Origin of the sequence: Domibacillus sp. A3M-37 (assembly GCF_024213455.1) — a bacterium.
Lineage (GTDB): Bacteria > Bacillota > Bacilli > Bacillales > Domibacillaceae > Domibacillus > Domibacillus tundrae.
Genome location: NZ_JANAVL010000018.1, coordinates 1 through 17,074 on the forward strand (window position 1 = coordinate 1; position 17,074 = coordinate 17,074).

At 40.1% G+C, this 17,074-nt stretch carries 20 protein-coding genes and 4 pseudogenes; 14 read left to right on the forward strand and 10 right to left on the reverse strand.

The window, feature by feature from the left end; genetic code table 11:
• Positions 1-277 precede the first annotated feature (277 nt).
• Complete coding sequence (locus NLX67_RS18560; protein ID WP_254312908.1) at positions 278-808, forward strand: GrpB family protein; 531 nt, start codon at positions 278-280, stop codon at positions 806-808.
• 161 nt (positions 809-969) lie between these two features.
• Here NLX67_RS18560 and NLX67_RS18565 read toward each other — a convergent pair whose 3' ends face one another.
• Both NLX67_RS18565 and NLX67_RS18570 read right to left on the reverse strand, forming a co-directional pair.
• Positions 970-1,509 (reverse strand): GNAT family N-acetyltransferase, encoded by a 540-nt coding sequence (locus NLX67_RS18565; RefSeq protein ID WP_254312909.1) that lies wholly within the window; start codon positions 1,507-1,509, stop codon positions 970-972.
• Positions 1,502-2,087, reverse strand: a pseudogene (locus tag NLX67_RS18570) (IS1595 family transposase); the annotation flags it as partial. The gene NLX67_RS18565 and the pseudogene NLX67_RS18570, both read right to left, overlap by 8 nt.
• Before the next feature lie 285 nt (positions 2,088-2,372).
• Here NLX67_RS18570 and NLX67_RS18575 point away from each other — a divergent pair.
• Complete coding sequence (locus NLX67_RS18575; RefSeq protein WP_254312910.1) at positions 2,373-2,807, forward strand: SMI1/KNR4 family protein; 435 nt, start codon at positions 2,373-2,375, stop codon at positions 2,805-2,807.
• Positions 2,808-2,913: 106 nt separating this feature from the next.
• Here the strand turns inward: NLX67_RS18575 and NLX67_RS23105 are convergent, their stop codons facing one another.
• The 4 genes from NLX67_RS23105 to NLX67_RS18590 are packed head-to-tail and all read right to left on the reverse strand — an operon-like array spanning position 2,914 to position 5,015.
• Complete coding sequence (locus NLX67_RS23105) at positions 2,914-3,141, reverse strand: GNAT family N-acetyltransferase (protein WP_309143150.1); 228 nt, start codon at positions 3,139-3,141, stop codon at positions 2,914-2,916.
• A gap of 7 nt (positions 3,142-3,148) precedes the next feature.
• Positions 3,149-3,361 carry a hypothetical protein gene (locus NLX67_RS23110; RefSeq protein WP_309143151.1) on the reverse strand — a complete coding sequence of 71 codons (213 nt, stop codon included), beginning with the start codon at positions 3,359-3,361 and terminating at the stop codon, positions 3,149-3,151.
• 2 nt (positions 3,362-3,363) lie between these two features.
• Entirely contained in the window at positions 3,364-4,590 is a 1,227-nt protein-coding gene (locus NLX67_RS18585; RefSeq protein WP_254312911.1) for a sugar efflux transporter, read from the reverse strand.
• On the reverse strand, positions 4,587-5,015 hold the full coding sequence (locus NLX67_RS18590; protein ID WP_254312912.1) for an MFS transporter: 429 nt from the start codon (positions 5,013-5,015) through the stop codon (positions 4,587-4,589). The genes NLX67_RS18585 and NLX67_RS18590 overlap by 4 nt, the downstream gene beginning before the upstream one ends.
• 569 nt (positions 5,016-5,584) lie before the next feature.
• Between NLX67_RS18590 and NLX67_RS18595 the strand changes: the two genes are divergently transcribed.
• From NLX67_RS18595 to NLX67_RS18625, 7 genes and pseudogenes are all read left to right on the forward strand, one after another.
• Positions 5,585-5,866: a hypothetical protein gene (locus NLX67_RS18595; RefSeq protein ID WP_254312913.1), complete on the forward strand. Its 282-nt coding sequence runs from the start codon at positions 5,585-5,587 to the stop codon at positions 5,864-5,866.
• A 251-nt stretch (positions 5,867-6,117) separates the two neighbouring features.
• On the forward strand, positions 6,118-6,489 hold the full coding sequence (locus tag NLX67_RS18600; RefSeq protein ID WP_254312915.1) for a GNAT family N-acetyltransferase: 372 nt from the start codon (positions 6,118-6,120) through the stop codon (positions 6,487-6,489).
• Positions 6,490-6,711: 222 nt separating this feature from the next.
• The gene (locus NLX67_RS18605) at positions 6,712-7,053 is read left to right on the forward strand and encodes a hypothetical protein (RefSeq protein ID WP_254312916.1); all 342 of its coding nucleotides are present in this window, start codon (positions 6,712-6,714) and stop codon (positions 7,051-7,053) included.
• Positions 7,054-7,177: 124 nt separating this feature from the next.
• Positions 7,178-7,738, forward strand: coding sequence for a WapI family immunity protein (locus NLX67_RS18610; RefSeq protein ID WP_254312918.1), 561 nt, complete (start codon positions 7,178-7,180; stop codon positions 7,736-7,738).
• 179 nt (positions 7,739-7,917) lie between these two features.
• Positions 7,918-8,055 (forward strand): annotated as a pseudogene (locus NLX67_RS18615) (nucleotidyltransferase family protein); the annotation flags it as partial.
• Between the two features lie 512 nt (positions 8,056-8,567).
• The gene (locus NLX67_RS18620) at positions 8,568-8,702 is read left to right on the forward strand and encodes a YjcZ family sporulation protein (RefSeq protein WP_254312919.1); all 135 of its coding nucleotides are present in this window, start codon (positions 8,568-8,570) and stop codon (positions 8,700-8,702) included.
• A 282-nt stretch (positions 8,703-8,984) separates the two neighbouring features.
• Positions 8,985-9,542, forward strand: a pseudogene (locus NLX67_RS18625) (RsfA family transcriptional regulator).
• 213 nt (positions 9,543-9,755) lie between these two features.
• Here the strand turns inward: NLX67_RS18625 and NLX67_RS18630 are convergent.
• Positions 9,756-10,373, reverse strand: coding sequence for a GntR family transcriptional regulator (locus NLX67_RS18630; protein WP_254312921.1), 618 nt, complete (start codon positions 10,371-10,373; stop codon positions 9,756-9,758).
• A 197-nt stretch (positions 10,374-10,570) separates the two neighbouring features.
• On the opposite strand from NLX67_RS18630, the gene garR reads away from it, so the two are divergent.
• From garR to NLX67_RS18655, 5 genes and pseudogenes are all read left to right on the forward strand, one after another.
• The gene (gene garR / locus NLX67_RS18635; RefSeq protein ID WP_254312922.1) at positions 10,571-11,461 is read left to right on the forward strand and encodes a 2-hydroxy-3-oxopropionate reductase; all 891 of its coding nucleotides are present in this window, start codon (positions 10,571-10,573) and stop codon (positions 11,459-11,461) included.
• 7 nt (positions 11,462-11,468) lie between these two features.
• A complete protein-coding gene (locus NLX67_RS18640) occupies positions 11,469-12,908 on the forward strand; it encodes a four-carbon acid sugar kinase family protein (protein WP_254312987.1) in 1,440 nt (479 codons plus the stop codon).
• 62 nt (positions 12,909-12,970) lie between these two features.
• Positions 12,971-13,512 (forward strand): annotated as a pseudogene (locus tag NLX67_RS18645) (class II fructose-bisphosphate aldolase).
• A 280-nt stretch (positions 13,513-13,792) separates the two neighbouring features.
• Positions 13,793-14,089, forward strand: a complete 297-nt coding sequence (locus NLX67_RS18650; protein WP_309143153.1) for a GntT/GntP/DsdX family permease — start codon at positions 13,793-13,795, stop codon at positions 14,087-14,089.
• A gap of 20 nt (positions 14,090-14,109) precedes the next feature.
• Entirely contained in the window at positions 14,110-15,453 is a 1,344-nt protein-coding gene (locus tag NLX67_RS18655; RefSeq protein ID WP_254312925.1) for a GntP family permease, read from the forward strand.
• An 89-nt stretch (positions 15,454-15,542) separates the two neighbouring features.
• Here NLX67_RS18655 and NLX67_RS18660 read toward each other — a convergent pair whose 3' ends face one another.
• From NLX67_RS18660 to NLX67_RS18670, 3 genes are all read right to left on the reverse strand, one after another.
• Entirely contained in the window at positions 15,543-15,893 is a 351-nt protein-coding gene (locus NLX67_RS18660; protein ID WP_254312926.1) for a transposase, read from the reverse strand.
• A gap of 22 nt (positions 15,894-15,915) precedes the next feature.
• Complete coding sequence (locus NLX67_RS18665) at positions 15,916-16,212, reverse strand: transposase (RefSeq protein ID WP_375143416.1); 297 nt, start codon at positions 16,210-16,212, stop codon at positions 15,916-15,918.
• Positions 16,213-16,415: 203 nt separating this feature from the next.
• Positions 16,416-16,652 carry a hypothetical protein gene (locus tag NLX67_RS18670; RefSeq protein WP_254312930.1) on the reverse strand — a complete coding sequence of 79 codons (237 nt, stop codon included), beginning with the start codon at positions 16,650-16,652 and terminating at the stop codon, positions 16,416-16,418.
• Positions 16,653-17,074: the final 422 nt, after the last annotated feature.

Sequence of the window (17,074 nt, forward strand, 5' to 3'; positions counted from 1 at the left end):
GGAGTCAGACTAACGGATGGGCTCTACGGCACCATAGTTGATCGACCTTCCTCTTCCAGCCGTAGTATTCTATACCCCGTTCTACATTCATTTTCATTATCTGTGGTGTAGCGCTGATTTTGCGCTACATGGATGGCTAACGGGGTGCTTTTGGTTAATACCTCGGCTGTCTATTCCTGCAACCTTTTCTTATTGTGCTAACGAATCAGGATAGTGAAAGAAGAAATGCTAATTTTTAATAATGAAACATTAAAAACGTTAAAAGGGAGGGTTTCTATTGAGGAAAACCAAAATTGATTCTTGGACAGCTGAATGGGAAAAATCCTACAGCCAAGAAGAAGGAAAATTGAAAGAAGTTTTTAAAGATGAATTAGTTGATATTTTCCACATTGGAAGTACCTCTGTACCAGCAATAGGTTTCGCAAAGCCGATAATAGATATTTTAATTGTAGTAAGGAGTATTGAGAACGTTGATTTATACAATAGTGAAATGTTGAAATTGGCGTATGAACCGAAAGGCGAGAATGGGATTGCTGGAAGAAGATATTTTACAAAAGGTAAGGATAATAGAACACATCACGTACATATTTTCCAAGTTGGAAGCGAATATATAAAAGTTCATTTGGATTTTAAAGAATTCTTGGTAAAGAATCCTATAGAAGCTAAAAAGTACGGAGAATTAAAAATAAATTTGGCAAAACAGTTTCCCGACGAACATCATAAGTATCAAGAGGGAAAGCAGCAATTTGTTAACAATTTAGCTAAAAGGGCGAAAGAATGGGCTTCCCGAAGTAAATTTACTTATTAAAGTAACGGGGTGCTTTAGCTTAACAACAGAGGTAGCTGCGGCACCTCTTTTTTTATTGAATTAGCTATGTTAATGGATGTTGTTGTTTTTTTATTAATAAGAAAGGGAACTCCTTAAATAGAGTTTCCTTTCTCACAATATCGGAATTTGACTAATCTTTTTTACTTCCATTCTTCCTTGAGCAAGCCATAAATAATCCTATCGTGATATTGACCATTCAAAAATTCGTAATTTCGAATAGTTCCCTCTGCTGTAAATCCCAATCGCTCTGGTATCGCTTTACTTTTTAAGTTTTCGCTTGCAACGTTGATTTCTACTTTTCTTAGGTCTAATTCTTCAAACGAATGGTTAATAAATAACTTGGCAGCTTTTGTAGTCAAACCCTTACCTAAGTATTCATCTCCTAGCCAATATCCTATCTCTGTTTTTCTTGCATTCCAGTCAATATATAAGAAACCGATGGACCCTGCAATTCTTCCTTTATGCCAAATGCCAGCCCAATACCCATTATTATCGGATAATCTTTTCAAAGATTTTTCTATAAAGGCTAAGGAATCCTCAACTTTATTAGTTTTCTTAGGAAAAGTAAGCCATTTGCTTATATTTTCACGACTACTATCAATTAATTGATATAATTCTTTTGCGTGTCTTGGTTCTAAAATTGCTAGATAATTATCTTCGTCTATCGCCGCTTTATACATTTCTCCCCCCCCCCTTACTTAAAAGCTGGTAATAATTATATTTGGAAAATTTTGATAATCTAAGTGTATCATACGTTACTGCTGTTGAACATAAACAACTTACAACAATCATTTTGTTCACTGTTATGTCGTCGTTACGATGTTTAATTTGGTCAAGAAATTCAAACCAACTCAAATAATGGTCGAGGTACTTTGTTGCCACACCATTAAACCGATTTATCCAGCCTTTCAATCGACTATGATAACTATTTACATTTTGGATATAATAAACTCCTCGAACACGCTCTTTACCATCTGACTTAAATCTGTAATGCTCAAGTCCTTTTTTCTTTTGCATACGTCATAAACGCCCGCCAAGCATCAGTACATAAAATATTGGAAGGAGATAATTTGGAGCCGATATCTTCATCCAATCGAGCTTTTACAATTCGTCCCTGACCAACCACTTTCGAGGATGTTACCTTTTGACGGTCTCTTGCCACAAGAATACAGACTTGCTCCTTGCTGATTCCCCGTTGAGAAGACGAACCTCCACGTTTTCGAGCCTTTCGACCTTTCACCTTACATTTACCTTTTTCGGGAGGGTAATTGCTTTTTTTATTATTATCTAGAGGTCATAACTAAAGAGTTATGGAACAGGTTTTTATTCAACTAAAGGGTAGCATTGTAAAGGAATGTACTTAAACTCCCATGTAAGAACGAGTTGCCTTACATAATCTGTAGTGCAATGCTTGCGCTGCATGGATGGCTAATGGGGTGCGTTAGTTGAACAAGTGAACTATAAAACTCGCTTCCGAATGCAACATAAAGGTTATTAAGTTACATTCAGGTTGACTGTTAAATTAAAATTTGGAGGTTAGATCATGCATGAAATTATAAAATTATTGGATACAAATAAAAAGGGCGTAGAGGAATCTGCGATAAGAGAAACAGAACAAAAGTTGAATATTCGTTTCCCAGATCAGTACGTCCAATTGTTTAAATTGGCCAATGGTTCTGAAGTTGGCGAATGGACTTTGTTTCCCATCAAAGACCCTAAAAATATGAAAAAAACGTGGGACGACGTGGTTAGACAAAACGAGGAAGTTTTGGATGATGAGATTTCTGAGAACTTGATTGCGATTGCTGAAGATGGAACTGGGGATTACTTGTGCCTGAAAGTAGAAGACGGAAAAGCAGAGGATCCAATTTTTCTATGGCTTCATGAATCAGACGAAACGGAAGAACTAGCCCCTACGTTGAAAGATTTTATTATCCTAACAACTCAAGAAGAACTAGAAGATTTTGATGAAGAATGAACGTAACATAAATACAATTATGTTGTGTTGAAAAAGCCCTGGCTGTCAAAAGCAGCCAGGGCTTTTAATATACGGTATACACGAACTGTTGAGAAACAATCCTCTATTAAAGCTGCTTCATCATTGATACAACTTTTATATTTATACTGTTTGGTTTATACACAACTTCTTCATCGTAAATACGGTATCCTAGTGAATTATACAATTTAATATTTTTAGGCACAGTTATACGAACCTTGCACAGTACCTTAGTCTTTTTAGTCTGCTTTGCATGTTCTTCTAATGATTTCAGCAGTTTTTTCGCAATACCATTACCTTGGTTCTCTGGAATCACAGATAGTCTATAAACGGAACCGTATCATTCCTACTGGTTCATCGTGGATGTAACTAATTAAAGCCTGTTCACCATCCTCTAAGGCAGCTGTTATAGATTCAGTCGTTTCTTCCAAAGCACTTGAAGGAGGCACTTCATCATTATATTCTTCAAATGCTTTTATCATTAAATAGTGAATCGTCGGCGCATCAGAAGGCGTTGCATATTTAATTTGCATCACTATCATCCTGTCCCCTTTTCTGTAGCATAAGATTGAACTTGTTGTTTTAAGCGGTCATTGATCACAAATAATACACACGAGAACAGACAAATGACAGATGGAATATAAAACATAAACGGCAACCCAATGGCATGTACACCATAGCTTCCTAATAAACTGCCTATAATGAAGGAAGCCGATTGGGCGCTGAAAAAGATGGAGCTGGCCAGTCCTGCCTGACCAGGAATCAGTTGCTGCGCATACGTGACAGACAGACCGAATATGACGGAAATAAAGCAGGCGTTCATCATTTGTCCAAGCACAACCTGCCAAATGGCCTCACTGGATGCAAAAAGAAAAAAGCCGAATGAGCCAATTAAAATCCCAGCAAAAAGTAGTTTATTCAGGCCGAATTTGTCGGCAAGCATCCCTGATAAAGGCATTATAAATAGTTCAGTAAGCGGCGCAACCGACATCAGCAGACCAAATTGAAAAACACTCATTCCTAAATGATCAACCGCTAACAGAGGTAAATACGCAATGCGTGCTGCTTCTCCAGTTAGCACAAGCGCACAAATAAAGCCGAATAAAAGCAGTGGGCCGTTTACTTTTCTTTTTTCTTTCTTATTATTTTCTATTCTCACCTTTTCCAGCTGAGGTTTTTCCGTTAAACGCAAACGGCTAAGCGGAATTAAAATGGCCATAAAGAAAAAAACAGCTGCCCAAAAAGCAAGACGGTAGCCGACAAGGCTGGCAATAAGCGGGCCAATCGCCGGACCGAGCATCCACCCGAATGAGTAAGCCGTTCGAATAATGCTCGTAATAGTCGCATCGCGGGTTTCTTTTTCTGCCGCTATCACATCCCGTACTACACCAAATGTCTGGGCATTTAACGTTCCGAGAAAGCTGAGAAATACAGCTCCAACAGCAAAAACCATCCACGATTGCTGAGACAAACTAATGATGATCCAGCCGATTGACAGCCAAATAGCACTATACTTAATAAATGGAAGCCGCGTGGAACGACGATCAGATAACTTGCCTGTATACAAATTAATGAATAGGCCGGCAATAGATGTTAAGTAAAACAATCCCACCACAGAAGGATCAGCGCCTAATTCTTTCGTCAAAAAAAGCGTGACGAGCGGGCCAGCTGAAGAAACAGCCAATCCTGCCAACAACATAATCACTAACAGATTACGGTAGTTCCGATTCGACCACACGATAAAAAAAGGATTTGGGTTATTCAAAAAATACCTCCTTCAACACATTCATTTTCTGTGAAAGATTCCTGTGCATAGGCGCAGATTTGTGGCATTGCAGCTGCCCCGAATTCATTAAACGCCCTGACAACAGCCAGCAGAAGAAAAAAGTTATGAATAACTAAATACGATGCGTACGCCAAGGCATGTGAAAGCATCGCGACAATAATAATCCATTTTCTGTCCATCCCATTATCTGAGTGTTTCGCAATGAGCGAGTTGACCAGAACGCCACTTAATGCGCTCACTGCCATAAAAACACCAAAGGCTTCCTTACTCATACCCATATCTTCCGTTAAATACAGGGATAAATAGGGTACTGTAGTTGATAATCCGATACCGACCAGCAGCATACAAAAGATGAACAAAGGATATCCTTTAATGGCAAAGAGTTTTTTTAAGCGTTTACACAATGGTTAGCCCTCCTTAGAACATGCAAATTTCGTTAATGAACCACACTCTTTCTCTTGGTTCATGTTGATCAAGGAAGGAAAAATATGATTTATCAATAAATGGTCCTGCAGTGCCTCTTTAAAAAGTATCGTACCACATTATTCCAATCTATTAAAATGTATTTTTTAGTCGCATAGGCAACGCTATTTTCTTCATTGGATAAAGTCACAATATCATTTTGTTTTTTCCTTCTTCTTCGGCATTGGTCCATGGTCCATAGCGATAGCCATAACTGCGACGTCCAACATTGGAATATCATTGCGTTCAATATCCGTAGCAACTTGCAGTAACTACAACAAAATTATTGTCTTCCCATCTATACTGGAATTTTGAGGTGGTTAGGTATCTCCTTATATTCAGTTGTAGAAATAAAAAAGGTTAATCAACAGTAGCGTTCAACTATCGGTTAAACTGAAATTAGTGATGCCTCCCAATAGGGACGTACTTTTGAGTAGTAAAAACCTTGTTGTTTTTTGAAAAAGCTTGTAGTTTAGAGACTAGAGATTGAAAGAATAGGAGCAATTCATAAATGAATCATTTTAAGTTTTTTGTGTATCAATTCGTCTTAACCAGTGCATTTTTAGCGGGCAATTATTATTTTGACGAATATATTAGTAAACCATTTGACCGCGATGATTTATTAGCCACAAGTATATTCGCTTTCCTTATAATATTAATTTTTAATGTAATGAACAGGCTTTATGCACGTTTAATCCCTATTCATTTAATCAATAAGATTTTGCTTTCGATTCTAGCCTTTATTTTTGCTGCTCTTTCTATAGGTTTGCTTACTGGCGAACTCATATTTTAATCAATAGTTTAGGTCCACTGTTGATCACTAAAATACAATGCAACAAAAATGCTATTTTGTTGCGTTGGGGGGTGAAAAACCAAAAGAAGACGTTAATTCTTTTGGTTTTTATTTCTAGTAAAAAAGCTTATTATATAAAAAATATAAAAATCTGTTTTTTACTGGGAGGACTTAAAATTGATACGAGTTGCGACACAATCAGATATTTCTGCGATAACATCACTTAAACTAAAATGTTTCAAGAAGTTGGAATGGAAGAGATCCTTAGAGCAGATTTTGTTCAAGAGGTAGAAAGAACGTATAAAAATCTATATCAAAAAGAAAAGGCGCGACATTTTGTTATTGAACACAATAATGAGATTATTGCATGTGCAGGAGCATTTATTAAAGAAGACATTCCATACTGTTTTTATAAAGAAAATCAATATGGATTTATTGGAGATGTATATGTGGAGCAGCCGTTTAGAAAGCAAGGACATGCACGAAAGCTAACAAATGAGGTTTTAGGTTGGTTCTTTGAAAAAGAAATTAAAACAATTCGTTTATTAGCCACTGACAATGCAAAAAAACTATATGAATCAGTAGGTTTTAAAGGAACTGATCAGATGATTTTACATACATAGATTGGGAATCCAAATGCAACATAAATGTTATTATGTTGCTTTGTAAATCGGTTTTGATACCAAATAAAATAAAATGATACTAGAAAAAAACAGATCGGCTGTCAGACCCTTTTGGGGTTTCCTGTAGCCGTTTTTTTTATTTTTAATTAGATAATTTTTCCTTTCACGATGTATTATCAAAGCGGTAAGGTGTAAAATATCAAAATAGTTAGGAGGAAGAGCATGAACTTTTTAGATTTTATAAGTCAATCAGGGAATATGCTACCTACTACAATCATTTCGATTTTACTTTTGTCTTTGACTGTTTCAATTGCCTTTTTGCTTAAGCGAAAGTATAAAATGTTGTCTAAATCATCTTTGAATTTAGGATTGGTAATATACTTTTTGTCTTGTGCAATTTGTTTTGCTATTGCTACAAGGCTTTTACTTTTTAACGATGGAGTATATATTAATTATGGCTTGGGAGGCAGTCTGGTAAGGATTCTTTCAAGTTTTTCTATATCAATAGCAGTTGGCTTTGTAATTACGAATTTTTTCTACTCAAAAAGATACCGACAAATCTAACTGAAAAGAAAGCAGCACGGTTAAATGCAACATAAAGGGTATTATGTTGTATTGAGAACGCCCCGGATTTTTAGAATCTGGGGCGTTTTTGCGATTTGAGTACAATCACAAGGGGATTTTTGTAATGCGTCTTATTGAACTAACAAGGCAGGTTAGTGGAAGAAGGAACTGTTATGTTTTGGGCGATTTTGGTATCCTTAAATTAATGTTTCTGGATGAAATGAGTGATAAAGTGCATGAATTTAAAATTGATGGTAAACAGGGATTTATACATATTGAATTAAACGAAGTGTATGGTTTTCCTAATGAAACAAGTTATTTGGGCGGTTATGATGTTAAAGGAAAAATCGACATAAAGAGTGGAAACTATTATGTTAATGGCGAATTATGGTTTTCTACTGGTCAGGTATTTGAGTTCTACACGCAACTACAAAAATGTTATCGTGAATTAAAAGGAAAGGCGACGTTTTCTAACTCAGAGACAACTCTTAAACTTGAACTTGATTTTAATAAGTTAGGTCAAATTGTCATACAAGGATATTTTCAGGAATTAGCCTCTGAAGAAAACATTCTACAATTTGAATTTGAAAGTGACCAAAGTTATTTGGAATCTACATTACAGGAGTTAAAAAAGATTGTTGACCATTATGGTGGTTTAAAAGGTGCAAGTTTCTTCTCCAGCTAAAGGGTAGCTTTACTTCAATATGGAGTGAAGCCTTTTTCTTATTCAAGTAACGAGTAGATTAGTGCAAGAAGGAAAAGCAATTTAGTTAAAGAATTATTTATGTAATTCGTATTTGAAGGAGTTACTTTATCGTGATAAATGAGGAAAAAATAATTTCTATTATTAGAGAAGATGAATGGATGATGGGAATATTAAAATCAGCAAAAACATTGAATTTACCTGACTGGTGGATATGTGCTGGGTTTGTCCGTTCAAAGATATGGGATATATCACATAATTTTAACGTAAGAACCCCAATCCCTGATATTGATGTCATCTTGCTCCATACGTCTTTAATATTAACTTTAAGTTTTTTCAAGAATAAATAAATCGAAGAGGTCCAAGAGCTGATTGATTAGTAATTTGCCAAGACTTGTATAAAAACAGAAAGTTTGCTATAAATAGAATCAATTAAATCGAGCGGAAAAAGCAAAAAGGCAAAAGCGCGTTATAGTGTGGTTGGCGCCACCTATAACCGTCCACCGTGATTCAGCCACGGTAAGCCCTTCTGTTACATTGATGCCTGTATTTTACGGCATTTAAACGTAATTTTCAAGGGGAAAGTCTCTCTTTTACAGTCATGCAAAAGACGTGTTTACCGGTTTTCTACGGTAAAATGCGTCTTTTTGTTTTCCGAAAAGGAGACAAAAACATGATTGTAAGCAGAATTTTAAATGTTGATGAATTTAACCAAATGATGAGCTACAAGGTGTGTGTAGAGAACCATAACCAGCAACAATCCCTAAAAGCATTTTTCTGACGGGACCCCTAATAGAGGGTGAAAAAGGTTATGAGTGCAGTAGCACCTGCCTATGGATACGGACGCGGCTTTGCACTAGTGGTCGTCTTATTCATTCTTTTAATTATTATTGGAGCTTCGTTTATTCGTGGCGGTTACGGCGGTTATTATGGTTGCCCATATTAATCATGTCTTTCTGATTCTATTTCTCATTGCTCCCTACTTTTATTAAATCTCTTCTTTATACGTTCATGTGCAGCTTTCTTTTCTGTATTTCAGATAGGCCCCTTTAAGAGTGATCAATGTAGCTATTTATTAAAAGCTTTATTCATACAAGTGGGTTGTTCATATCGTTCCATTGTTCATGATATAAATGGAACACGTAAATTTTAACATTTTTGTATAGAGAAGAGAGCGAGCGTCCATCTTATTAAAAAGGTGACTATGAATAAAAGGAGCGATAAATGTATGAAAGCAAGACAAGATGCCTGGTCAGAGGAAAACGACTTATTGTTGGCGGAAACGGTACTGCGGCATGTTCGAGAGGGAAGTACACAGTTAAAAGCATTTGAAGAAGTGGATGATACGCTTAATAGAACGTCTGCAACATGTGGCTTCCGTTGAAATGCAGTCGTACGAAAACAATATGAGAAAGCACTTGGTCTCGCTCGAAAACAAAGGAAGCAATCTTATCGTCTTCTTCATAAGGACGAAAAGTCAAAAGAGCTGCATCTTGTATTAGAAAATACCCAAACATCACAGAACCCAAGTGATAGTGCTAGCCCTGCTCTCACTATGAGTAGTGTGATTGACTTTTTAAAAAATTTCAATTCGTCCGAGCAGGATTATGACAGTCTTCGAAAAGAACTGGAAGCTGTAAAATAAGCAAAAGCTGCTTTGGAAACAAAATATGAGGAACTTGAAAAAAGAACGCTCATCATACAGGAAGATTATGAGGCACTAGTGAAGATCATGGAACGGACCAGAAAAATGGTGATGTTGATAGAGGAAAACAGAGAAAGATGATCAACTTAAAATGAAAAACATTCACAAAAAGGAAATGTCTACAAATAAAAGAGCGGCCGCCTCTAAAAGGTCTATTGAATATGACCTTTTGAGACAGCCTCTTTGGTTTGAGAGCTAGATATCTTAAGGAATAATCAATAAAGTCAACAGTAATGAAGCAAGATTTGTATTCACTGAGAAAAGTCATTTATAAAACAAAGATATATTTAATTGCTATCCCTTCATTCGGTTTAAACAAAACTCTAGATCGAGCTGCAGATGCTCTTTCATTAATCGTTCCGCTTCATCTCCGTTATGATGGAGTATCGCCTCATAAATGTCATGATGTTCTTCGATCAACAACGGCCGTTTGTGGTAGACAACGGTTTTTCGAAACAAGTAAATAATCGACTGCATGCGATCAATGATATCGACCATCACAGGATTGTTCGTGGCACCTACGATAATCTCATGAAATTCCTTGTTTGCTGCCATGACTTCTTCTACATTGCCTGTGCGGCCAATATCCACACAATGTTTAAGCTTTGCCAGTGAGTCTTCCGTCATATAGCTGGCACAATGGCGTGCAGCGAATCCTTCCAGCAATATGCGGACCTGAAAAATATGGCGAAGATCCATATCACTGGGATTTACAACGCGTTTTTGCTTAATAAGCCCTTCCTGCTCGAGCTTGCGTATGGAATCCCGCACAGGCGTCCGGCTGATGCCCATTTCTTCAGCAAGTCGTTCCTCAACCAGCTTCGTTCCACGCTCGAGCTCGCCGCTCAATATCCGATCCCTTATGTATTCATAAGCCTGGACATAGGCAAGCCCTGTTTCTTTTTTTGCCAATACAATCGTCTCCCGAATCAAGTTTTCTTCTTATTTTAAAGTATAAGTTGAAGAATACAAATTTAAAAGCAGAAATTTTTGTATACATTTATTTAAAAAATGTATACAAAGTAAAAATTAGTGTGTACAATATGCTTAGAGATTAATGAAAGCGCTCTATTATAGAGCAGACTTATTGCAGAAGGGAGAAACTGAAAATGACAAAGCAAATTGGATTTATTGGTTTGGGCATTATGGGAAAGCCAATGTCATTAAATTTACTTAAAGCAGGCTACAACGTAACGGTTAACGATATCAATACGCAAAGCGTAGAAGCACTTGTAGAAGCAGGGGCACAGGCAGGAACTCTTGTTGAAATGGGCAAGTTATGTGATGTGATTATTACGATGCTGCCAACTTCCCAGCATGTAAAGCAAGTTGTGCTTGGTGAAAATGGAATTTTGAAAACGGCTACAAAGGGAACAGTTATTATTGATATGAGCTCCATTTCTCCAGTTGCTTCGGTTGAGATTGCCGATGAGGCCGCAAAGCAAGGGGTGGAAATGCTGGATGCCCCGGTAAGTGGCGGCGAGCCAAAAGCCATTGATGGGACGCTGGCTATTATGGTTGGTGGAAAAGAAAGTGTATTCGAATCCGTTAAAGATGTTCTGCATGCTGTAGGTTCGGATGTTACACTCGTAGGTCAAAATGGCAGCGGTGTCACTGCAAAATTAGCGAATCAAATTATCGTTAATTTAAACATCGCGGCGATGTCCGAAGCACTTGTTCTTGCCGCTAAAGCAGGCATTGATGTAGAAAAAATGTATCAGGCAATCCGGGGCGGTCTTGCTGGAAGTGCTGTACTTGATGCGAAAGTACCCCTGATCCTCGACCGGAATTTCGTAGCCGGAGGGCGGATTGATATTAATTTAAAAGATATTACAAACGTAATGGAAACAGCCCACGAGATTGGCGTGCCACTTCCACTTTCAAGCCAGCTGCTTGAAATTTTCCATGCACTAAAAGTAGATGGCAAAGCAGGTGATGACCACGGCGGCATTGTCCAGTATTATGAAAAACTGGCGAATGTTGAAGTAAGAAAGGCGTGACCAAATGATGGCCTATTCAAAAAACTTAAAAGCAACCGAAACATTTGCTAAGCTTCCAGCCGTTCCAGATGAAACAGTGGTAAACGATCTGCTCGTGAGTGAACTGCAGAATTTCAATAAAAAAATCATTGTCTTGGATGATGATCCGACTGGCGTGCAGACGGTTCACGGCGTTTCTGTTTATACAGACTGGACCGCTGAAAGCATCGAAGCAGGCTTTGCTGAAGAGAACTCTATGTTTTTCATCTTAACCAATTCAAGAGGCTTTACAGCTGCCGAAACCAAGCAGGCGCATCAAGAAGTCGCAACGGTTATCCAGGAAACGGCTGAAAAACAAAAGAAAGAGTTCATTATCATCAGTCGTGGGGATTCAACACTGCGCGGCCACTATCCTCTTGAAACCGAGACATTAAAAAATACGGTAGAGGCGCAGTCTGATGTTTCCTTTGATGGAGAAGTGATTATGCCATTTTTCAAAGAAGGCGGCCGCTTTACCATTCAAAATGTTCATTATGTACAGGATGAACATGAATTGGTGCCAGCCGGTGAAACAGAATTTGCGAAGGACCGGACATTTGGCTACATATCTTCGCATCTTGGTGAATGGGCAGAAGAAAAATCACATGGTGCTTTTAAAGCATCCGATGCAGTATATCTTTCATTAAAAGACATTCGCAGTCTTAATATCGATGGTCTTATGAATCAGCTGATGGCAGTAAAAGACTTTAATAAAGTGATTGTCAATGCGGCTGACTACGTTGATACGAAAGTCATGGTGATCGCACTCATCCGGGCGATGAAGGCAGGGAAGCATTTTCTGTTCCGGAGTGCGGCCGCTTTAACAAAAATCATAGGCGGTATTAGTGACAAAGGGCTTTTGACGAAAGAAGAGCTGATAAAAGATCATTCTGGAAATGGCGGGCTGATCATGATTGGCTCACATGTAAAGAAAACAACGGAGCAGTTTGAGACGCTTCAAGAATGCAGCTTCATTGAATTTATCGAGTTCGATGTCCACCTCGTGCTGCACCCAGATAAGTTTAAAGCAGAAATTCAGCGGGTCATCGAAACAAGCGAACAGCTTATTCGAAAAGGACAAACGGTCGCCGTGTATACGAAACGGGAGCGCCTTGACCTCGGTGAGAATAAAAAAGAAGAAGAGCTGAAATTGTCAGTAAAGATTTCCGATGCTGTAACAAGCATTGTCAAGCACCTTGAAGTGCGGCCAAGCTTTATTATCGCTAAGGGGGGAATTACTTCCAGTGACATAGGGACAAATGGCCTTGGTGTGAAGCGAGCAACGGTAGCTGGACAAATCAAGCCAGGCATTCCGGTTTGGCTGACAGGAAGCGAAAGCAAATTTCCGGGGATGGCCTACGTTATTTTTCCAGGGAACGTGGGAACAAAAACAACCTTAAAAGAAGTAGCAGAGTTGCTGCATCAATAAGGTGAGCGGCTCCCGCCGCTTACACTTACTGTAAGCGGATACAAAAAAACGGAGGTGTATGAATGCTAGTCAATACGAAAGAAATTCTCTCTGCAGCACACAAAGAGAAGTACGGGGTTCCTGCGTTTAATGTCTACAACCTTGAAACCGTGCAGGCAGCCAGTCACGCGGCGGAAGCAGAAAATCATCCAGTTATTATTGCTTTGGGAGAGAGGTATTTTGATACCGTGGATGTAGAAAGCTTTGCTGCATTGGTTAAGGAGCAGGCAGAGAAATCTTCTTTGCCGGTTGCGCTCCACCTTGACCATGCGGCGTATCAAAAAGAGTCGATTATCCGGGCGATTAGGTGCGGCTTTACATCTGTCATATATGATGGTTCCAAATATGATCTTGCACAAAATATACGCTATACAAAAGAGATTGCAGAGATTGCACTCTGACGGATCCGCAGTTCGCTAAAACGTTTGTCGAAGAAACAGGCGTTGATTTTTTGACGGCATCTATTGGAACCGTACACGGAATGTATACAGGAAAACCGAATATTGACTTTGAGCTGTTAGACGAAATTCAACAGTCTGTGGGCATACCGCTGGTTCTTTCATAGGGGATCTGGTACACCAGACAATATCATGAAGCAGGCGGTTGCAAAAGGGATTTGAAAGGTCAATGTCAATACAGAAGTATAACTAGCGGCTACTTCTTATCTAAAGCAGGCTATACAAGAAGGAAAGCAGGTTCATCTTTCAGACATAATGCATAATGGCTGGCATGCAAAAAGCAATGGGGCCAGTCATGACAAAATTATCTGCTTGCTGAAAGATCAGAAATAGAACATTGAGAATGGTGAAATATAGATTAAATTTTTTGGCTTAAGCCATAATGTTATTTTACTATTATTTGCGGTTATTGCCGTTGCTAGATTGATTGTATTAATCACAAAATTCAACATGAACCCGTTTCTTGCACTTATTATTGCTGTATTATTTAGGGGCTTGATTTTAGGCATGAAATTGCCTAATATTTTAACCGCTTTCCAGGAAGAGGTTGCCGGTGTACTAGGATTTATCGCGATTGTTCTGGGGCTTAGAACAATGCTTGGGAAGATGATGGCCGAGTCTAGCGGGTCAGTTACCATTCTTAAAGACGTTGTCACCATGCTTGAAGAAAATAAACAGAATTAATTGATAAGGGAGATGTTTGAATGGTTACTGGGAATTTATTAATTTTGATATTTTTTCTTTCACTTGTTGTCTTATTTTTCGCTATCCTTAAACTGAAAGTTGAACCGTTTCTTGCGTTAATCACCATTGCCATCCTAACGGCAATCGCTATTGGCATGCCACTGAAAGAAGTGGCTTCGACCGTTACGACCGGCTTCGGAAATACGCTCGCCGGTGTCGGGATTTTAATTGGTCTTGGGGTCATTTTCGGTCAGTTTCTAGGGGCGTCCGGTGCGGTTGAAAAGATTGCACAGGCCGTACTGAAAGTATTTGGGGTCAAACGATCTCCTGCAGGTCTTGCGCTGACAGGGACCGCCGTTTCTATTCCGGTATTTTTTGATGCTGCGTTTGTTATTTTGAGCGGATTGATCCGCTCTCTTTCCACAAAAACAGGAATCTCTGTCGTTAGCTTTGTAACGGCGCTTGGTGTCGGGTTGATTGTGTCGCATAACATGATTGCTCCGACACCAGGACCACTTGTTGTGGCAGAAAACACAGGAGCAGAGCTTGGTCTCTTTATTTTATATGGCATTATCGTATCGATTCCGGCTACTTTGGTCGGTGGTTATTTATATGGAATGTTTATCGGAAAGCGCGTAAAGCATTCAGGTGAAGTGGAAGAGGTTATGATAGATGAGGCAGATCTTCCAAAGAAAGAAATCAGCACCGGCTTAAGCTTTTTTATGTTGGCTTTACCAATTGTACTGATTCTGGCGAATACGGTTTCTCAGTTGCTGGCACCCAACACATCCGTTTCAAGCTTCTTCGGCTTTGTTGGAGAGAAAAACGTAGCGCTATTAATCAGTGTGTTCACAGCGATTGTCCTGTTGCGCCCTTATATTTCGATTCCAAACAGCCGTCTGTATTCGGAGGCCATCAACTCGGCCGGGATCATCATTCTGATCACAGGAGCCGGCGGTGCATTTGGTGCTGTTATTAATAATAGTGGTATTGGGGATCACTTGATTGCAACGATGCAGAGTTGGAGCATTCCGGTTCTCTTGCTGGCTTTTATCTTTTCACAGATTCTGCGTGCTTCACTCGGATCTGCGACAGTTGCCCTTGTCACAACTTCTAGCATCCTTGGACCAATGGCTGGTGAACTAGGCATTTCACCAATTCTCCTTGGCCTTGCCATCTGTGCCGGCGGAATCGGACTCTCCTTGCCAAACGACTCTGGTTTCTGGGTCGTCAACCGATTCGGCAAACTTACCATTCCGCAAACGCTTCTTGCCTGGACCGTCGGAGGCTTCCTTGCAGGATTGACGGCTTTAACTACTGTATTTATCTTGAGTTTGTTTACTGGAGTATTGCCAGGATTGTAGGTCGTAAAATAATATGAAAAACCGCAGAAAAGAATTTTTCTCTGCGGTTTTTTTAATAGATTAAGGGAATAATTTTACACGACCAGTGATTATCCATAATTATACAGAATTATCCTATTATGCTGGTAGTCATACAAAAAATCGGCTAGCTCCGACTGCCAATCGACCGGCAGGCTGCCTTGAAGCAACTGATGCTGGAAGGAAACGAAGGACATCGGGCGAAAAACACGCCGCTTTCTCGTCTGGTCAAACAGCCATTTCAGCAGGACATAAGCGACCAATGCAGCATAGAGCTGGTTGAAAAGCGCATTCGGCGTCGTGCCAAATAGTACTGGCAAATTCAAATTTTGCCTGGTCCAGCGGAAAAATGATTCAATCACCCAGCGCACTTTAAGCATCTCCGCCACTTCTTCAGCCGAAACCGACATCAGGCTGGCCACGACGCTGATTTCCCGCCCGTGGTCATCCTGGAAGAACACAAACCCGGTGCCGTTTCTCCGAACGGGACTGCGGTGTGCCCAGCCGGCAGGTGATGTCGCGTGTCACACATGATCCATTCAGCGTCTGGCGCTGCAGGGAACGTACCGTTGACAGCTCGATATTGTCTTTGATGCGGATCACGAAGTCCTGCTTATCCGAAACAAATTGGTCGATCCGGCTGATTTTACAGTAGGACCGGTCACTGACCAGGACAAAACGCTTGTCTGTCAGCTGTTCACCAACCGGCCGATGATGCTTGAGGCCGGCCGTCACCACCACATTCAGCAGCAGCCCCGTTTCAGGTGTGAAGCTGACGTGCAGTTTGAGGCCGGAGCGCTAGCCGTGATAAAGCGCCCATGGAGGCCGTGTCTTTCCAACGGTCAAGGTCGTTGAATCGACCAGCAGAAGCTGATTCGGAATCTTCATCGAGCGCCGTGCCACCCGGCTGCACTGCTTCACGGTTTGATAAAACAGCTCCTTCATCACATGGAAATCAAGATGGCTGGCTTTTCTAGAAAGCGTGGGACGTTCGACCTTTGGAAGCCCAGCTGGACACCGGCATCCGCACAGTGGCGGAAGCTTTTCCACTCGTGAAGTGCCGCTGAAATCAGGTATAGCGCCGTCACTTCAGCCGTACATTTCCGCGCGGTGTCGCCATAACCAAGCAGCGCTTTCAGGCGGTTCAGCTGGCTGTCATCAAAAAGCAGCTTTTGAATCAATATCGAGAGTATGGTGCTCTTTTTGTATGCTTTTTCAGGATATTACTGGATAATCACCACGCGTGTAAAAATATATAAGTTGCACCAATATTTTACATAATATTTCAGAAAAAGCGTATGAGATGAGAATAGCGCTTAGCTTAGCCCAAGCAATGGAATAGCGGCATTTGCGGGGCTGCGCGTTCCATGGGACAGACGCTACGCTCACCTTCACCGCTCTGCGGCTCCATCGATATCTTATCTGCCCGCTCGTCCCATAAGAGTCTCCGCCCCGCGCCTGCCGCCTTTATGGGGAGGAAAAACAACCAATGCCAAACAGGCTTGTGTTTCTTCTCTTATCAAAAGGAATAGAGAGTCATTGCCGCTTCTTTCCTGAAAGGCAAAGGGCGGAGGGATGGCGGCGGAGACCCGCAGGAAAGCGC